Source organism: Streptomyces sp. NPDC047061, assembly GCF_040643955.1.
GTDB lineage: Bacteria > Actinomycetota > Actinomycetes > Streptomycetales > Streptomycetaceae > Streptomyces.
On the sequence record NZ_JBEYVI010000080.1, the window covers coordinates 1 to 17845 of the forward strand.

17 protein-coding genes and 1 rRNA gene are annotated in these 17845 nt (G+C 70.4%); 15 read left to right on the forward strand and 3 right to left on the reverse strand.

Annotated features, from left to right (window positions below):
• From rrf to ABZ887_RS49515, 10 genes are all read left to right on the forward strand, one after another.
• A 5S ribosomal RNA gene (gene rrf, locus ABZ887_RS49470) occupies positions 1 to 82 on the forward strand; the annotation flags it as partial.
• A gap of 72 nt (positions 83 to 154) precedes the next feature.
• Positions 155 to 799 carry an HAD family hydrolase gene (locus ABZ887_RS49475; RefSeq protein ID WP_361306011.1) on the forward strand — a complete coding sequence of 215 codons (645 nt, stop codon included), beginning with the start codon at positions 155 to 157 and terminating at the stop codon, positions 797 to 799.
• Between the two features lie 93 nt (positions 800 to 892).
• Complete coding sequence (locus ABZ887_RS49480) at positions 893 to 1642, forward strand: VC0807 family protein (protein ID WP_361306013.1); 750 nt, start codon at positions 893 to 895, stop codon at positions 1640 to 1642.
• Positions 1643 to 1723: 81 nt separating this feature from the next.
• Positions 1724 to 2941, forward strand: coding sequence for an MFS transporter (locus tag ABZ887_RS49485; protein WP_361306015.1), 1218 nt, complete (start codon positions 1724 to 1726; stop codon positions 2939 to 2941).
• Entirely contained in the window at positions 2892 to 4064 is a 1173-nt protein-coding gene (locus ABZ887_RS49490; RefSeq protein WP_361306017.1) for an acetoin utilization protein AcuC, read from the forward strand. The genes ABZ887_RS49485 and ABZ887_RS49490 overlap by 50 nt, the downstream gene beginning before the upstream one ends.
• Positions 4065 to 4322: 258 nt before the next feature.
• Positions 4323 to 5138 carry a phosphatase gene (locus ABZ887_RS49495; RefSeq protein WP_361306039.1) on the forward strand — a complete coding sequence of 272 codons (816 nt, stop codon included), beginning with the start codon at positions 4323 to 4325 and terminating at the stop codon, positions 5136 to 5138.
• A 130-nt stretch (positions 5139 to 5268) separates the two neighbouring features.
• Positions 5269 to 5478, forward strand: coding sequence for a helix-turn-helix domain-containing protein (locus ABZ887_RS49500; protein WP_067299677.1), 210 nt, complete (start codon positions 5269 to 5271; stop codon positions 5476 to 5478).
• Between the two features lie 132 nt (positions 5479 to 5610).
• Complete coding sequence (locus tag ABZ887_RS49505) at positions 5611 to 5709, forward strand: AURKAIP1/COX24 domain-containing protein (protein ID WP_003948845.1); 99 nt, start codon at positions 5611 to 5613, stop codon at positions 5707 to 5709.
• Positions 5710 to 5879: 170 nt separating this feature from the next.
• Positions 5880 to 6965, forward strand: coding sequence for an NAD-dependent epimerase/dehydratase family protein (locus ABZ887_RS49510; RefSeq protein WP_361306019.1), 1086 nt, complete (start codon positions 5880 to 5882; stop codon positions 6963 to 6965).
• A 14-nt stretch (positions 6966 to 6979) separates the two neighbouring features.
• On the forward strand, positions 6980 to 8083 hold the full coding sequence (locus ABZ887_RS49515; protein ID WP_361306021.1) for a lysophospholipid acyltransferase family protein: 1104 nt from the start codon (positions 6980 to 6982) through the stop codon (positions 8081 to 8083).
• Positions 8084 to 8188: 105 nt separating this feature from the next.
• On the opposite strand, the gene ABZ887_RS49520 is transcribed toward ABZ887_RS49515, so the two are convergent.
• The 3 genes from ABZ887_RS49520 to ABZ887_RS49530 all read right to left on the reverse strand — a co-directional run bounded on the left by ABZ887_RS49520 (position 8189) and on the right by ABZ887_RS49530 (position 11879).
• Positions 8189 to 9430: a DUF5667 domain-containing protein gene (locus tag ABZ887_RS49520; RefSeq protein ID WP_361306023.1), complete on the reverse strand. Its 1242-nt coding sequence runs from the start codon at positions 9428 to 9430 to the stop codon at positions 8189 to 8191.
• 234 nt (positions 9431 to 9664) lie between these two features.
• Positions 9665 to 10507 (reverse strand): ECF subfamily RNA polymerase sigma factor, BldN family, encoded by an 843-nt coding sequence (locus ABZ887_RS49525; RefSeq protein WP_361306025.1) that lies wholly within the window; start codon positions 10505 to 10507, stop codon positions 9665 to 9667.
• Between the two features lie 448 nt (positions 10508 to 10955).
• Positions 10956 to 11879, reverse strand: a complete 924-nt coding sequence (locus tag ABZ887_RS49530; protein ID WP_361306027.1) for an HAD-IB family hydrolase — start codon at positions 11877 to 11879, stop codon at positions 10956 to 10958.
• Positions 11880 to 12027: 148 nt separating this feature from the next.
• Between ABZ887_RS49530 and ABZ887_RS49535 the strand changes: the two genes are divergently transcribed.
• The 5 genes from ABZ887_RS49535 to ABZ887_RS49555 all read left to right on the forward strand — a co-directional run bounded on the left by ABZ887_RS49535 (position 12028) and on the right by ABZ887_RS49555 (position 17701).
• Positions 12028 to 12303: a glutaredoxin family protein gene (locus tag ABZ887_RS49535; protein ID WP_361306029.1), complete on the forward strand. Its 276-nt coding sequence runs from the start codon at positions 12028 to 12030 to the stop codon at positions 12301 to 12303.
• A 280-nt stretch (positions 12304 to 12583) separates the two neighbouring features.
• Entirely contained in the window at positions 12584 to 13339 is a 756-nt protein-coding gene (locus ABZ887_RS49540) for a redox-sensing transcriptional repressor Rex (RefSeq protein ID WP_361306031.1), read from the forward strand.
• Positions 13336 to 15042, forward strand: coding sequence for a glutamyl-tRNA reductase (locus ABZ887_RS49545; RefSeq protein ID WP_361306033.1), 1707 nt, complete (start codon positions 13336 to 13338; stop codon positions 15040 to 15042). The genes ABZ887_RS49540 and ABZ887_RS49545 overlap by 4 nt, the downstream gene beginning before the upstream one ends.
• Entirely contained in the window at positions 15039 to 15998 is a 960-nt protein-coding gene (gene hemC / locus ABZ887_RS49550; protein ID WP_361306035.1) for a hydroxymethylbilane synthase, read from the forward strand. Before ABZ887_RS49545 ends, hemC begins: the two co-directional genes overlap by 4 nt.
• Entirely contained in the window at positions 15995 to 17701 is a 1707-nt protein-coding gene (locus ABZ887_RS49555; RefSeq protein ID WP_361306037.1) for a uroporphyrinogen-III synthase, read from the forward strand. The genes hemC and ABZ887_RS49555 overlap by 4 nt, the downstream gene beginning before the upstream one ends.
• The last annotated feature ends 144 nt before the right edge of the window (positions 17702 to 17845 follow it).

Genomic DNA, 17845 nt, shown 5'->3' on the forward strand with positions numbered 1-17845 from the left:
CATTCCGAACCCGGAAGCTAAGCCTTACAGCGCCGATGGTACTGCAGGGGGGACCCTGTGGGAGAGTAGGACACCGCCGAACAAATATTAGGAAAGGCCCACGCCGTCATGGCGTGGGCCTTTTTGCGTTTACGGGTGCGTTTAAGCTCGGGGCATGCGCTACGACTTGGTTATCTTCGACAACGACGGCGTCCTCGTCGACAGTGAGCCCATCTCCAACCGGCTCCTGGCCGCCTATCTCACCGAGCTGGGGCACCGGACCTCCTACGACGAGGCCATACGGGACTACATGGGATCCGCGATGCACCGGATCCACGACCTCGTCCAGGAGCGCACCGGGCAGCGGCTGCCGGACGACTTCGACGATGTCTTCCATGCACGTGTCTTCGCCGCCTTCGAGGAGGAGTTGAAGCCCGTGGCGGGCGTGGCGGAGGTGCTGGAGCAGCTCGCGGCGGACGGGGTGCCGTACTGCGTGGCGTCGTCGGGGAGTCATGAGCGGATTCGGGTGGGGCACCGGACGACCGGGCTGGACCGGTGGTTCGACGAGCCGCGGCTCTTCAGTTCGCAGGACGTGGGGCGCGGGAAGCCGGCGCCGGATCTGTTTCTCCACGCGGCTGCGCGGATGGGGGTCGCGCCGGAGCGGTGTGCCGTCGTGGAGGACAGTCCGCTGGGGGTGCAGGCGGCCGTGGCGGCCGGCATGGACGTGTACGGGTTCACGGCCATGACACCGGCGGAGCGGCTGCGGGGGGCCACCCAACTCTTCTCCGACATGGGGCAGTTGGCTGACCTGCTGGAATGACCGGGGGCACGGCGCCGGCGCTGACAATTGTCATGCCGAGCTCCGGACGATCGTTTCTACTGGGGGACCCCGCCCGGACGCGAAGCTGAGGGCATGACGAAGACGACGAACACCGGGTCCCGGAACAACGACGAAGGCAAGCGGCAGCAGCCCAGCGCGCTGGAGAACTTCAAGCCGCTGATCGTGGACGTGGCGGTGCCCCTCGGGTCGTACTACCTCTTCAAGGGCGCCTTCGGGATGAGCACCTTCGCGGCGCTCGCCTGGAGCAGTGTGGTGCCGGCGGTGCGGACGGTGTGGAGCGTGGTCAGGGAGCGCCGGGGCAACGCGTTCGCGGGGCTCATCCTGCTGGTGAACGTGGCGTCCCTGGCGCTGAGCTTCGTCTCCGGCGACCCGCGGCTGATGCTCGCCAAGGACAGCGGGGTCAGCAGCGTGATCGGGATCGCGATCCTGGTGTCGGTGGCGATGGGCCGGCCGATGATGACCGAGGGGCTCAAGCCGTTCGTGCTGAAGGGTGACGCGGCCAGGGAGGCTGCCTTCGAGCGGCTGCGGTTCGGGTCCGCCGCGTTCCGGCGGGCGGAGCGGGTCTACTCGCTCGTGTGGGGCGTGCTGCTGCTCACCGAGTGCGTGGTGCGGGTGGTGGGGGCGTACACACTGCCCGTCGACACCATGGTGTGGCTCGGCACGGTCATCCTGGTCGGTGCGATCGGCATCGGGATGGTGGTGAGCGGTGGGCTCGCCGCGGAACCGATGGCCCGGATGATCTCCGCCGAGGTCGCGGCCGCGGAGGAGGAGTCGGAGGGTGCCGAGAGCGGTGCGCGGCGCGAGGTGGCTGTTGCCGCCTGAGACCGCCGAAGGCAAAGCTGAAGGAAATTCATCTTTGGCTGGATCTACCCACGAGTACGCCGGGGCCCTACGCTCGCCGCCATGACAGATGTGCTGCGGCGCGGTAGGGCCTCGTTGGCGTTCAGCTTCTTCACTCAGGGTGCCACCTTCGCGCTGCTGGTGACGCGCATCCCCGCGATCCAGGACCGGTACGGCGTCTCCGACGCGCTGCTGCCGGTCTTTCTCGCTGCGGTGCCCATCCTGGCCGGCGTCGGGAGTGTCACCACCGAGCAGTTGGTGAAGCGAATACGGCCCAGCCGGCTGCTGCGCTGGTCCCAGCCCGTGGTGATGCTGGCGCTGCTCGGGGTGGGGGCCGGCGGGAACATGGCGGAACTGGCGGTGTCGCTGGCCGCGTTCGGGCTGGCGGTGGGTGCGCTGGACGCCTCGATGAACATGCTCGGGGTGAGTCTGCAGCGCACGTACGGGCGCAGCATCATGCTCAGCTTCCATGCCGTGTACAGCCTGGGCGGGATTCTCGGGGCCTCGCTGGCCTGGGTGGGCGCGCACTGGCATCTCGCGCTGTGGGTGTCCTATCTGCCGGTCGTCGCGGTGCTGCTGCCGGCCGCGTTGGTGGGGAGCCGGTGGTACGTGGACGGTGATCCCGCGCCGGTGGAGGACGGGGTGCAGGAGGGTGGTGGCAGTGGTGTCGTCTTCAAGGTGCTGCTGCCGCTGTGTCTGGTGATGACCTTCGCCTACATCGGGGACTCGACCGTCTCCAACTGGAGTGCGAAGTACCTGAAGGACGTGCTGGGCAGCAGCGAGCAGCTCGCCACCGTGCCGTACAACGTGTACATGGTGACCACGCTGGTCGGGCGGGGCATCGGGGACTTCGGGGTACGGCGGTTCGGGGCCGTGCCGGTCGTACGGCTGGGGGCGGTGGTGGCGGCCGTCGGGTTCGCGGTGGTGGCGGGGGCGCCGGGGGCCTGGGTCGGCATGGTCGGGTTCACGCTGCTGGGGCTGGGGTTGTGCGTCCTGGTGCCGCAGACCTTCGCGGCGGCGGGGAGGCTGTTCCCGGGGGCTTCGGATGCGGCCATCGCCCGGTTGAATATTTTCAACTACGTCGGGTTCTTGATCGGCTCACCGCTGGTGGGGGCGTTGGGTGACGCTTGGAGTTATCGCGGGGCGATGCTCGTGCCGATGGTGTTGGTGCTGGTGACGCTGGTCTATGCCCGTTCGTTCGCGACCAGGTCGGACCGATACGGTGGCGGGCATGAGCGGCCGCGCACAGCTGATGTGGGACGAGGCAGTAACGGGCTATGACTTCGGTCCGGGTCATCCGATGGATCCGGTCCGGCTGTCGTTGACCCGGAGTCTGGTCGGTGCCTTCGGGCTCGACCGGGCGGTGGACGTGGTCGCGGCGAAGCCGGCCGGGGAGTCGACGTTGCGGCTGGTGCACCGGGAGGACTACATCGAGGCCGTGAAGGCGGCCTCGGCGGATCCGGCGGCGGCCGACCAGTCGTACGGGCTGGGGACCGAGGACGATCCCGCCTTCGCCGGGATGCACGAGGTGTCCGCGCTGATCGCCGGGCAGTCGGTGGGGGCGGCGGAGGCGGTGTGGCGGGGGGACGTCGATCACGCCGTGAACTTCGCGGGTGGGTTGCACCATGCGATGCCGGGGGCCGCATCGGGGTTCTGCATCTACAACGACGCTTCGCTCGCGATCGCGCGGTTGTTGGAGCTGGGCGCGGAACGGGTCGCCTATGTGGATGTGGACGTGCATCACGGGGACGGGGTGCAGGCCGCGTTCTGGGAGGATCCGCGGGTTCTGACGATCTCGCTGCACGAGCATCCGCGTACGTTGTTCCCGCAGACCGGGTGGCCGGAGGAGGTCGGCGCGGGGGCGGGGGAGGGGTCCGCGGTGAACGTCGCGTTGCCGGCCGGGACCGGGGACGCGGGGTGGCTGCGGGCGTTTCACGCCGTCGTGCCGGAGCTGGTCGCCGACTTCCGGCCGCAGGTGCTGGTGACGCAGCACGGCGCCGATACGCATTTCGAGGATCCGCTGGCTCATCTGGCTGTTTCGCTGGATGCGCAGCGGGCGGTGCAGGTGGCGTGTCATGAGCTGGCGCACGAGTACGCCGGGGGGAAGTGGGTCGCGCTGGGTGGGGGTGGGTACGAGGTGGTGGATGTCGTGCCTCGGTCGTGGACGCATCTGGTGGGGGTGGCGGCGGGGCGGGAGGTTGCGCCTGAGGCGCTGGTGCCTGAGGGGTGGCGGCAGGAAGTGTTCGCTCGGACTCGGCAGTTGGGGCCTGGGCGGATGACGGATGGGCGGTGGCCGGTGGGGTGGGCCGGGTGGGAGGCCGGGTACGACCCCGCTGATCGCTTGGATCAGGCCGTGCTGGCGACGCGGCGGGCTGTGTTTCCGTTGCGGGGGTTGCTGGCGTAGGGGTTTTCTCGCCCCCGCCGCCCCTACCCGTCCCGTCCTTGAAGGGGGTGGGCCCCTTCTACCGCCCGGTTCGGGGGCTGCCGCCCCCGGGCCCCCGCTTCGGCCTGGACGGCCTCGTCCTCAAACGCCGGACGGGCTGGAGGGTGAGGGTGCGGACCGGTTCTCGGTTGCAGGGGATGGGTGGGGGCGTTACGCCGACTGTGCGGTGTTCGGGGGTTCTGGGGGTGGGGTGGGGTGGGGTCCGTCAGGATCGGTGGTGTGTTGAGTGGTGGTGGGCTTCGGGGTTATTTGGTGGCTGCGGGGCTGGCGGGGGTGGTGGGGACCTCGCGGGAGCGGAGTCTTCGTAGTTATCGGCTGTTCGCTGCTCGGGATCCTCGGGTGTTGATCGGGATTGATCCGCAAGGGGGGTGGGGAGAGGCGGAGTTGGTTCGGTTGATGGCTGCCAAGTGTGGGGTTTCGGACGATCCGCGGTGTGTTTCAGGGCATGATGTGATCGATCCTGGACTGACGGTCGCCGGGCTCGATGCGTTCGCCGAGCGGGTGGGGGCCGTGGCCCGGCGGCGGGGGCCCGTGTTGTTCGGGACCGGGCATCCGCAGCGGCTGATCGGGTTCTACGCCGGTCTCGCGGACGCGCTGTCGGCGGCGGGGTGTGAGGTCCTCACCCCCGCGCAGGGTCGCTGTGTCGACATAACGACCCGGTTCGGTCTACGTACGTGCAAGCTCGATTACGTACGGGGAGTCGGGTTCATGAGAGAAGTGGGCCGTGAACGCCCCGGTTGTGCGCCGGGTGCGCATACGCATTCGCCGCTGCCGGTTCGAGTGGCGCTGGAGGTGGCGGCGGCGAGCGGCGGGCCCTTGCCGGAGCTGGTGGTCGGGGACCATGGGTGGGTCTGCGGTGCAGGTCAGCTCGGGTTTGAGGCCATTGGTCTGGCAGATACGGATGACCCTGCGCTCTTTGTGGGGGAGGTCGAGGGGGTCGTGTCTGTCGCCGTTCCGGTTGATGACGGCGTGCGGTCTGATTACTACACGCCGCTTACCCGCTACGTACTCAATCGAGCGTGTCTGTCACAGTAGGCCGCCGATGGGTGCACCTCTTCCCCACTCGCATCACCCGCCCCTACATTGGGGAGTGAGCACGCAACGACGAAGAGTCACCGGAAGGGGAAGCCGGTGGCCCGTCGAGTGCGGAAGGTTCAGGTGTGTCATGGCAGCTGGCGAGAGGCCTCTGAACGAGGTTGTGTTCCTGACCGTGGCGGAGGTCGCCGCGGTGATGCGAGTGTCGAAGATGACCGTGTACCGGCTGGTGCACAGCGGTCATCTGCCCGCGATCCGGGTGGGGCGGTCCTTCCGCGTCCCCGAACAAGCGGTACACGAGTACCTTCGCGAGAGCTATGTGGGGGTGGAGACCGCCTGACGGCCGTTCCGGGATTCCTCCCGGGGCACCTCGATTACGACCTCAGCGCTCGGGCGGGTAGGCTAGCCCCTCGTAGGTCGTATGGGCCCATGATGCCCAGCACCGAGTGATGAGAAGTGAGCGAGGGTAGTCGTGGGCTCTGTTATCAAGAAGCGGCGCAAGCGGATGGCCAAGAAGAAGCACCGCAAGCTGCTCAAGCGCACGCGTGTTCAGCGTCGTAACAAGAAGTAATTACGGCGCCGAGCCGCGAGAGCTTGTGTGTGGCCCCCCACCAGTACGGTGGGGGGCCACTGCATTTTCCGGCCGTTGCGGCTTGTCGTGGCCTGCTGGGGGTCATGCCAGCGCAACATCAACCCGCTAAGTTGGCCCGCATACGGGAACACGGAAGAAAGGCGCTGATCTTGGGGAAGGTCGTGCTCGTGACCGGAGTGGCCCGTCAACTCGGGGGCCGGTTCGTACGGCGGATCCAGCGTGATCCCGAGGTGGACCGGGTGGTGGCCGTGGACGCGGTGCCGCCGGAGCATCATCTGGGCGGGGCGGACTTCATCCAGACCGACATCCGGCAGCCGACCATCGCCCGGGTGCTGGCCGAGAGCGGCGCCGACACCGTCGTCCACATGGACGTGACCGGGACGCCGCTCGGCAGCGGAAGCCGGGCCACCGTCAAAGAGACCAACGTCATCGGGACGATGCAGCTGCTCGGCGCCTGCCAGAAGTCGCCGAACGTGAAGCGGCTGGTGATCAAGTCCAGTACGAACGTGTACGGCTCCGCGCCGAAGGATCCGGCTGTCTTCACCGAGACCACTCCGCCGAAATCCCTGCCGAGCGGGGGCTTTGCGAAGGACACGGTGGAGGTGGAGGGATATGTGCGCGGGTTCGCCAGGAGGCGGCCCGACGTGGCGGTGTGCGTGCTGCGGTTCGCCAATATCCTCGGGGCGACCGCGGATACCCCGCTCGCTTCCTATTTCGCGCTGCCCGTGCTGCCCACCGTCCTCGGGTACGACCCGCGGCTGCAGTTCGTGCACGAGGACGATGTGATCGAGGTGCTGCGGATCGCCTCGCACGAACCGGAGCGCGGGACCCTGAACAGCGGCACGTTCAACATCGCGGGCGACGGGGTGCTGTTGCTCTCGCAGTGCTCGCGGCGGCTGGGGCGGCCCACCGTGCCGTTGCTGCTCCCGGCGGTCACCTGGGCCGGCTCTCTGGTGCGGACGCTCGGCATGAGCGACTTCTCGCCCGAGCAGATCCGGCTGCTGACGCACGGCCGGGTGGTGGACACGGTCCAGATGCGCGAGACGCTGGGATTCCGGCCCACGTACACGACGGCGCAGACCTTCGAGGACTTCGTGCGCGCCCAGGCCCCGGGGCTGCTGCCGCCCCAGGCCGTGGCCGCGGCGGTCGACCGGATCGCCGCGCTGCCCACCCTGGGCGGTGGGAAGACGCCGACGGGGACCCCGACGAAGAGCCCGACCCAGAGCGCCAACTGAGGAGCGCAGCAACGATGGCGGACGCCAAGGTCATTCCGTTCGACGACGACCGGTCCCGCGGGGCTGCCGTGCAGCGGCCGGCACCCCGGCGCCGGGGTGCGGGGAGCCGGCGCAAGGGCGGCGGCGAGCAGGCCGCGGTGCGCGAGCCTGCGGCGGGGCGCGAGTCCGCGGTGGTGCGTGAGGTCCAGCCTCTCGCCGGGCGGATCCCCGCGCAGGAAGATGTCCATGTGACCCGGGAGAACCCTGAGACGGGCGTGGAGCAGCCGCCGCACGACGAGGCCGGCCTGGAGCGGCGCGTCGCGCGCGGACTGGCGTTCCTGCGGCGGCGGCTGACCGGCGACTACGAGGTCGACGACTTCGGGTACGACGAGGAGCTGACCGACCAGCTCCTGATGTCCCTGTTGCGGCCGGTGTACGAGAAGTACTTCCGCGTGGACGTGAAGGGCATGGAGAACATCCCGGCCCACGGCGGTGCGCTGATCGTCGCCAACCACTCCGGGACGGTGCCGATGGACGGGCTGATGATGCAGGTCGCCGTCCACGACCGGCATCCGGCGAATCGTCACCTCAGGCTGCTCGCCGCGGACCTGGTCTTCGTGCTGCCGGTGGTGAACGAGCTGGCGCGGAAGCTGGGGCACACGCTCGCGTGCGCGGAGGACGCCGAGCGGCTGCTGGGGCAGGGGGAGCTGGTGGGGGTGATGCCGGAGGGGTTCAAGGGCATCGGGAAGCCCTTCAGCGAGCGGTACAAGCTCCAGCGGTTCGGGCGGGGTGGGTTCGTGTCCACCGCGCTGCGGCAGGGGGTGCCGATCATTCCCTGCTCGATCGTGGGGGCCGAGGAGATCTACCCGATGATCGGCAACGCGAAGACGCTGGCGCGGGTGCTGGGGATTCCGTATTTTCCGCTGACGCCGACGTTTCCGTGGCTGGGGCCGTTGGGAGCGGTGCCGTTGCCGACGAAGTGGACGATTCAGTTCGGGGAGCCGATCCGTACGGACGGCTATCCGCCGGAGGCGGCCGAGGATCCGATGCTGATGTTCAACCTCACGGATCAGGTGCGGGAACAGATTCAGCACACGCTGTACAAGTTGCTTGTGCAGCGGAGGTCGGTTTTCTTCTGAGCGCCGCTGTGGGTTGAGGTGCGATGGTGAGTGCGGCGCCGTCGTGGTTGCTCGCGCAGTTCCCCGCGCCCCTGAAAACAGGGGCGCGGGGGTGCACCTCGTTGATCAGTTGCTGGTGTCTTCGCTGTCGATGCCCAGGCCGGGCAGGAGGCCCGGCAGGAGCGGGGGCAGGGTGACGTCTGGGGCGCTGGATGCGCTCTTCGACGGGGTCGGGGTGCTCGAACCGGTCTTCGGGGGGTCGAGCAGGCCGCCGGTGGTGCCGCCGATCAGGCCGTTGTCGGCGCTGCCGGAGGCCGAGCCGCTGGGGCTGCCCGTGCCGGAGTCGTGGCCCGAGGCGGAGCTGCCAGAGGTGGACGGGGCCGTCGACCGGTGGTTGCCGGAGGAGCCGGTGGACGCCGTGCCGGAGCCCTGCCTGCCGGTGCCGCCGGTGTTCTGGGGCGGCTGGGGGAGCAGGGACTGCAGCGGGGCGACCTCCTGGTCTATGGCGTCGAAGACCGACGACACCTGCTGACTGACGTCGCCGAGCTGGACCGGGAGCTTTTCGCGCAGGGCGCCCCAGGCCTGACGGTGGGACTGGGCGAAGGCGGACAGGGCCTGGATGGGGCCCAGCGAGTCGGGGTCGCGCTCGTACGCCTCGTGGAGCAGGCGGTGGCCCTCGGTGACATCGCGCTGCATGCCGGACAGGGTCCGGCGGATCTCGCCGATCGACTCGTGGTCGAGGTGGCCGCCGCGGCCCCGCTCCATCAGCCGGCGGGCCTCCATCAGCCGGGTCGAGGCCTGGTCGAGGTAGGTCTGACCGCGCTGGTCGTCGCCGTCGGCCAGATAGTTGAGCTTGAAGTCCTCGATGCCGCGTTTGAGGCCGTACAGCGAGTCGCCGGGCAGGGCGTCGGAGCTCGCGGCGGCGACCCCGCCGAAGGCTCCGGCGGCCACGCCGACGCTCAGGCCGCCCGCGGCGAGCCCCTTGGTGAGCCGGGAACGCGGCCGCAACTTGCCCAGCGGGCTGGCCCGATGCGCGCCCTTGGAACGGGACGCACGCTGCTCGGGTACCGAAGTGTCCGCCGCCCCGCCCAGGGTGCCCTCGGCCAGCATGGCCTCCATCGCGGCCACCAGCTGGGCCCGCTGGACGACCTTGACCTCCGGGTCGAGCTCCGGCCTGGGCAGTGCGGCGAGCTCCGTCGCCAGGGCCAACAACTCGCCCTGCTCGGTCCGTTCGCCACGGTCCGGGACGGCCGGTGGATCGCCCGCCGGTCCCCCGGACCTTTCGGCCGCCGGGTCCCGGTCGGGCTGCTCCTCCAGAGCCTGGGCGAAGGCGCTCGCCCGCCGGTGGGCCGATACGTTCGCGATCACTGGCGGCACCTCCTCTCGTCATGACGGTCGACTCCCCAGGGGGTCCTGAGGGTTGCACGCCCTCGACCAGTCCACACGATCGTGTGACCGGGGTCTGGTCGGACGTGACCACAGGGAGCCTGTATCCCGCACAACGAGCGGCTCGGCACTTGGGTTACGGACGTCCGGTGATCGGCTGAGAAAGACAACACGCTTTCACGGAAAGTGAGTTGACTGTCGCCGAGGGTGGCCGGTTCAGCGTGCGTCGTCCGGGAGGAGCCGGGCGAGGGTGCGCACGGCCCGGTACTGGAGGGTCTTGATGGCACCCTCGTTCTTGCCCATCACCCGGGCGGTCTCGGCCACCGAGAGACCCTGGAGGAAGCGGAGCGTCACGCACTCCTGCTGCTGGGGGTTGAGGCGTCGTACGGCGTCGAGCAGGGCCGCGTTGGAGAGGGACTCCAGGACGGAGTCCTCCGGGGAGCGCTCGACCTCGTTGGCGTCGAGCATCTCGCCGGTGGTGACCTCCAGGCGGAAGCGGCTCGACTTGAAGTGGTCGGCGACCAGGTTGCGGGCGATGGTGACCAGCCAGGCGCCGAAGTCGCGGCCCTGCCAGGTGAAGGTGCCGATCCTTCTGAGGGCGCGCAGGAACGTCTCACTGGTGAGGTCCTCGGCGGTCGCCCTGCCGCCGACGCGGTAGTAGATGTAGCGGTACACGGTGTCGCTGTACTGGTCATAGAGGCGGCCGAACGCGTCGGCCTCGCCGGCCTGGGCGCGCTCCACCAGGTCCATCATCCGGGCGCTGTCGCTGTCCGCGGCCGGGCGGCGGGTGGTGGTGGCGCCGGTGGTGCCGGTGGCGCGGCCGCGTCTGCCCGCGCCCCGGCCGTCGCCGGACCGGCGGCCCTCGGCGACGGCGCCGCGCGCCGGCACCTGTTCCATGCCGTCGGCCAGTGCGTAGCACGGGCCGACGGGTGCGGCGGAGGCGAAGGCGGGGACGGCGTACGCGGTCGGGACAAGGCCGCGCAGCGTCTCTTTGACCGTCGCGACCGTTGCGCGCAGCGTAGCCAGGCCCGAGGCGTCAACCCCGACGTGTGGGTACACGGGACTCCCAGAGGCAGAGCTTCCATCACGTGCAGTACCGAACCTTTCACCCGTCGTAGCGACGGAGGGGTACCGGTTTGCGTCTGAGGAGAATAACGCTTCGTGCAGGCACTGCTACACCGAGTTGCTCAAATCATCGATTGCGTCGCTTCTGTAACCGTTTGGCGGTGGCTCAAGGGCCTGAGATTGATCGGTTGTTGAACGGAAACGTTCGGGTTTCGGCGATGTGCGGGGCGTGTTGGGGTGACCGCGCGATAATTCCGGGCGCGTTGGAGGGTGGGCCGGGGTTGGGCCGGGGGTGGGAACGCTCACCGGCGCTGGCCGGGTGCCGCTGCGCCCACCCGTGCCGCCCTGCGGCACGCCTGCCCGCAGCTATCTATGCAGGGCACGGCTGTGAAGCGCCCCGTCAGGGGCGCGGGGAACTGCGCGAAGCTCGGCCGACGCCGAACTACCGACGCCGTCGGCTCAACGCGATCGCGGCCGCAGTGCCGCCGGCGACCGCGCCCACCCCGGCCGCCGCCGGGATCCCCACCTTCGCCGCCTTCCGCCCCGTGCGGTAGTCGCGCAGCCGCCAGTCCAGTTCGCGGGCGTGCTTGCGCAGCTTCGTGTCGGGGTTGATGGCGTAGGGGTGGCCGACCAGGGAGAGCATCGGGATGTCGTTGTGGGAGTCGCTGTAGGCCGCGCAGCGGGAGAGGTCCAGGCCCTCGGCGGCGGCCAGGGCGCGTACCGCCTCCGCCTTGGCGGGGCCGTGCAGGGGCTCGCCGACCAGCTTGCCCGTGTAGACGCCGTCCACCGACTCGGCGACCGTGCCCAGCGCGCCGGTCAGGCCCAGCCGACGGGCGATCACGCCGGCGATCTCCACCGGGGCCGCTGTGACGAGCCACACCTTCTGGCCCGCGTCCAGGTGGGCCTGGGCGAGGGCGCGGGTGCCGGGCCAGATGCGCTCGGCCATGTACTCGTCGTAGATCTCCTCGCCGATGGTCTGGAGCTCCGCGACCCGGTGGCCCTTGACGATGGAGAGGGCGGAGTCCCGGGCCTCCTGCATGTGCTCGGGGTCCTCGACGCCGGCCAGCCGGAACCACGCCTGCTGCCAGGCGAACCTGGCGAGGTCGCGGGTCTCGAAGAACTTCCGTTTGTACAGGCCACGGCCGAAGTGGAAGATGGCGGCGCCCTGCATGACGGTGTTGTCCAGGTCGAAGAACGCGGCGGCCCTGTCGTCGCCGAGCACGGGAAAGTCCGGCTCCGCGGCCTCGTCGAGGGGTGCCGTCGCTTCCTGGTTCTTGCGCGCGGCCTCCGCCGAGGCCTCGCCTGCCAACACGCTCCGCGCCGTGGCGGAGCGCCTACGGGGAGTGAGCCATCCGAGAGCGGCCATGTCGTGAGCATAGCCAGTTTGTTCGGAGGTTCCGGAGTCACGGGAGTTGGATGGGTGTGAACTCTCCGCGACCAGGTCGTTAAACAAAGCGAAGAACCCGTGCAGAAGGCGGCGGACATGCCCTCCCAGGGGCGGGACAATGGACGTCATGAGTCCCCTCTTTGGCCGGAAGGCGCCCGCGCCGAGTGCGCGATCGGTCACCCTCATCCGTAAACCCGGCTGCCATCTGTGTGATGACGCACAGGTCGTGGTCGAGAAGGTGTGCGGCGACCTCGGAGTGCCCTGGGAGCAGCAGGACATCACCCAGGATGCGCAACTGCACGATCTCTACTGGGAACAGATCCCCGTGGTACTCGTCGACGGCGAACAGCACACCTTCTGGCGCGTGAACGAGGAACGGCTCCGCAAGGCACTGACCGACTAGTCCAAACCGGCTGCAAAGTCGCTTAGGATCGACGGCGGCTTGGTCTCGGGGGCGGGATTCGTAAGGAGAGTGTACGGTTTTGCCCCCATCGGAGAGGGAGCGCGGGCGCTTGTACGCCGGTTCCGGACGGCGGCGCCGGGGGTGCGTGACCCCGGTCACGTTGGCCGGGCAAATCGGACACCATCTTTGTGCACGCGTTCACAAAGACATAGCCTGCTGTCGACGGGGCGGTCTGGGTACGTGTGACCGTCCGCAGCCCCGCTCAACCCGTTGGAGCACCGTGGCAACTGGCCGAACTCACCGACCGGCGACCCGCAGCCGAGGTATCCCCGAGGCCACCGTCGCCCGGCTTCCGCTGTACCTCCGCGCTCTGACCGCACTGTCGGAGCGCTCGGTCCCCACGGTCTCCTCGGAGGAACTGGCCGCGGCCGCGGGGGTCAACTCCGCGAAGCTGCGCAAGGACTTCTCCTACCTGGGTTCGTACGGAACGCGCGGTGTCGGCTACGACGTCGAGTATCTCGTCTACCAGATCTCCCGTGAGCTGGGCCTGACCCAGGACTGGCCGGTCGTGATCGTCGGTATCGGAAATCTCGGGGCCGCCCTCGCCAACTACGGCGGGTTCGCGTCGCGCGGTTTCCGGGTCGCGGCGCTCATCGACGCCGATCCGGCGATGACCGGGCGGCAGGTCGCGGGGATCGCCGTACAGCACAGCGACGAGCTCGAGAAGATCATCTCGGACAACGGCGTCTCCATCGGCGTGATCACCACCCCGCCCGGCGTCGCCCAGCAGGTCTGCGACCGGCTGGTGGCCGCCGGGGTCACCTCCATCCTGAACTTCGCGCCGACCGTGCTGTCCGTCCCGGACGGCGTCGACGTGCGCAAGGTCGACCTCTCCATCGAGCTGCAGATCCTCGCCTTCCACGAGCAGCGCAAGGCCGGTGAGGAGCACGAGGGGACGGCCCCGCCCGTCGCCGCACGCCAGGACTCCAGCGAGCAGGGGCCCGACGGGGACGTACCCGCCGTGATGCCGGCATGAGTCTCCTCGTCGTCGGGCTGAGCCACCGCAGCGCCCCGGTCAGCGTCCTGGAGCGGGCCGCGCTGAGCGCGGACGCCCAGGTCAAGCTGGCCCAGGACACGGTCGCCGCCGAACCGGCCACCGAGGCCGCCGTGCTCGCGACCTGCAACCGCATCGAGCTCTACGCCGACGTGGACAAGTTCCACGCCGGGGTCGCCGAGCTGTCCACGCTGCTCGCCCAGCACAGCGGGGTCGGGCTGGACGAGCTCACCCCCTATCTCTACGTGCACTACGAGGACCGGGCCGTCCACCACCTGTTCTCGGTGGCCTGCGGGCTCGACTCGATGGTCGTCGGCGAGGGGCAGATCCTCGCGCAGCTCAAGGACTCCCTGGCCCGCGCGCAGGAGCTGCACAGCGCCGGGCGGCTGATGAACGACCTGTTCCAGCAGGGACTGCGGGTCGGCAAGCGGGCCCACTCCGAGACCGGGATCGACCGGGCCGGGCAGTCCCTGGTCACGTTCGGACTGGAGCAGCTCGCCGCCGGCGGCGATGTGCAGGAATGGGCCAGAGGCAGGAAGGCGCTGGTCATCGGCGCCGGATCGATGTCGTCGCTGGCCGCCGCGACGCTCGCGCGGGCGGGGGTCGCGGAGATCGTCGTCGCGAACCGCACGTTCGACCGTGCGGAGCGGCTGGCCCAGATCATCGCCGAGAACGACGAGACGGACGTGGCGGCCCGCGCGGTACCGATGGATGCGGTGCCGGGCGAGCTGACACGTGCCGACGTCGTGGTGTCGTGCACGGGGGCGACGGGGCTGGTGCTGACCGCGGAGGCGGTCGCGGCGGCGGTCGAGGGGCGGACGGGTGAGCCCGCCGCCGAGATCGACGTACCGTCGGCGCCGAAGCACCTGCCGGCCGCTGCCGGTACCGCCGGCGGCACCGACGAGAACTGCCCGCTCGACCTCACCGCCGCGCAGAGCGGGTTCTCCGTGATGGGGGAGGCCGCCGTCGCCGGGATGGCCGCCGCCGAACTGGAGCAGCACGCCGCCTGGGTGGACAACGGGACCGTCGACATCCGGGAGGCCGGCCGGCGTACCCCCGAGGCCGGGGCCGAGGCGGAGGCCGAGCTGATCGGGGCGCTGGCCGCGGCCGCCGCCCGGGTCGGCCGGATCCCGGAGCGGCGCAGGCCCGAGCCGGTCGCCGGGTTCGTCCGGCCCGCCCCCGCGCTCTTCCTCCTCGACCTCGCCATGCCCCGCGACATCGACGCGGCCGTGCACCGGCTGGCCGGGGTGCGCCTCGTGGACATCGAGTCGCTGGCCGAGGCGTCCGCGGACGCCCCGATGGCGGCCGACGTGGACGAGGTCCGGCGGATCGTTTCGGACGAGGTGGCGGCCTTCGGCGCGGCCCAGCGGGCGGCGCACATCACGCCCACCGTCGTGGCCCTGCGGACGATGGCCGCCGACGTCGTCGCGGGCGAGATCGCGCGGCTCGACGGGCGGCTGCCCGACCTGGACGAACGGCAGCGCGGGGAGATCCGGCAGGCCGTGCACCGGGTCGTCGACAAGCTGCTGCACGCGCCGACCGTACGGGTCAAGCAGCTCGCGGCCGAGCCCGGCGGCGCCGGGTACGCGGACGCGCTGCGGACCCTGTTCGACCTCGACCCCGAGACGGTTGCCGCCGTCTCCCGGGCCGTGGACAGCACAGACAAGAAGGACCGACCGGCATGAGTGACAATCCACTGAGGCTGGGGACCAGGCGATCCAGACTCGCCCTGGCCCAGTCCGGGCAGGTGGCGGAGGCCGTGAGCCGGGTGACCGGGCGGCCCGTCGAGCTGGTGGAGATCACCACCTACGGCGACACCTCCCGCGAGCACCTCGCACAGATCGGCGGCACGGGCGTCTTCGTGACCGCCCTGCGGGACGCGCTGCTGCGCGGCGAGGTCGACTTCGCGGTTCACTCGCTGAAGGACCTCCCGACCACCCAGCCCGCCGACCTCGTCCTGGCCGCCGTACCGGTGCGCGAGGACCCGCGCGACGTGATCGTCGCCCGGGACGCGCTGAAGTTCACCGACCTGCCCCGCGGGGCGCGCATCGGCACGGGTTCACCGCGCCGGACGGCGCAGCTGAACGCGTACGCGCGCAGCCACGGGCTGGACATCGAGACGGTGCCGATACGCGGAAACGTCGACACCCGCATCGGATACGTCCGCGACGGGGAGCTGGACGCCGTCATACTGGCGGCCGCCGGACTGAGCCGGATCGGCCGCATCGACGAGGTGACCGACTTCCTGTCGGTCGACACGGTTCTGCCCGCCCCCGGCCAGGGGGCACTGGCGATCGAGTGCGCCGCGCACCACGCGGAGCTCGTCGCCCTGCTCGGGGAACTCGACGACCCGTTCACGCGGGTCGCCGTGACCGCCGAGCGATCACTGCTCGCCGCCCTGGAGGCCGGCTGCTCCGCCCCTGTGGGCGCGCTGGCCGACTTGCTGGCCGACGGGCAGATTGTCAAGGAAATGCGCCTGCGGGCAGTCGTCGGCACGACCGACGGCACCCGGACGGTGCAGATGTCCACCACCGGTCCCGTGCCCGAGACATACGACCAGGCGATGATGCTCGGTCGCGAACTCGCCGCCGAGATGCTTGCCCAGGGCGCGGCCGGTCTGATGGGGGAGCGAGCACAGTGAGCCCCACCAACCTTCCCGCCGGCCTGGAACACGGGCACGTCACCTTTCTGGGTGCCGGACCCGGGGATCCGGGACTGCTGACCTTGCGTGCCGTGGAGGCACTGTCCAGCGCGGACGTCCTGGTCGCCGAGCACGAGGTGCTCGACGTGATCAGGGCCCACGCCAGGCAGGGCGTCTCCGTCGTGGCCACGAGTACGGATCCGTCGTCGGACCCGTATCCGGGCACAGGCACGCCTCAACTGACGGTTGTTGACGGTGCGTCAACAACCGCTTCCCTCCCGCCCGTGCGGGATGCGGCTCATCTTGTCATGGAGGCCGCGCGGGGTGGCAGGCGGGTCGTCCGTGCGGTGTCCGGGGACCCGGGACTTGATACGTACGCGACCGAGGAAATGCTCGCCTGCGCCGCGGCGGGTGTGCCGTTCGAGGTCGTGCCGGGTGTCGCGGCCGTGGTCGGGGTGCCGGCGTACGCCGGTGTGCCGCTGCGGGACGCGCAGGGGGCGGACGTCCGCTTCGTGGACGCCCGTACCGCCTCGGACCGGTGCTGGACCGAGGTCGGTGCCTCGGACGGGACGGTCGTCGTGTCGACGTCGCTCGACTCGGTGGCCGCGGCCGCCGGCGAGCTGGTCGCCGCCGGCCGCAAGCCGGACACCCCGCTGACCGTCACCGTCGCCGGTACGACGACCCGGCAGCGGACCTGGACCGCCACCCTCGGCACCATCGCGCAGACGCTGAAGCAGGCGAAGGTGCTGCCCTCGCCGGACGGCGGCCGGCCGGTGATAGCCGTGGTCGGTGAGCGGTCCGCCGCCGCCCAGCGCGACCAGTTGTCGTGGTTCGAGTCCAAGCCGCTGTTCGGCTGGAAGGTGCTCGTGCCGCGGACGAAGGAGCAGGCGGCGTCGCTCTCCGACCAGCTGCGGTCCTACGGGGCCGTGCCGCACGAGGTGCCGACGATCGCCGTCGAGCCGCCGCGCACGCCCCAGCAGATGGAGCGGGCCGTGAAGGGGCTCGTCACCGGGCGGTACGAGTGGATCGCCTTCACGTCGGTCAACGCGGTGAAGGCGGTCCGCGAGAAGTTCGAGGAGTACGGGCTCGACGCCCGGGCCTTCGCGGGGATCAAGGTCGCGGCGGTCGGGGAGCAGACCGCCAAGGCGCTGGTCGCCTTCGGCGTGAAGCCGGACCTGGTGCCGAGCGGTGAGCAGAGCGCCGCGGGGCTGTTGGAGGACTGGCCGCCCTACGACCCGGTCTTCGACCCGATCGACCGTGTCTTCCTGCCGCGCGCCGACATCGCCACGGAGACGCTGGTCGCCGGGCTGATCGAGCTCGGGTGGGAGGTGGACGACGTGACCGCCTACCGGACGGTGCGGGCGTCGCCGCCGCCGGCCGAGACCCGGGAGGCGATCAAGGGCGGCGGGTTCGACGCGGTGCTCTTCACGTCGTCGTCGACCGTGCGGAACCTGGTGGGTATCGCCGGGAAGCCGCACAACGTGACGGTGATCGCCTGTATCGGGCCCGCGACGGCCAAGACGGCCGAGGAGCACGGGCTGCGGGTGGACGTGATGGCTCCGGAGCCGTCCGCGGGGAAGCTGGCGGAGGCGCTCGCCGAGTTCGGGTTGCGGAGGCGCGCGAGCGCGCTGGAGGCCGGGGATCCGGTGACTCGGCCGAGTGAGCGGCGGCCGGGGGCGCGGCGGAGGCGTACCACTACCTGAGGTGCGTGAGGTGAGGTAGAGGGGGTGGGGGGGGGGGGCCCCCCCCCCCCCGGGGGGGGGGGGGGGGGGGGTGGGGGGGGGTGGGGGGGGTGGGGGCGGTTACCCCGCCCCCCCGCGCGGCCGGGCGGTTGGGGGGATTTTTTT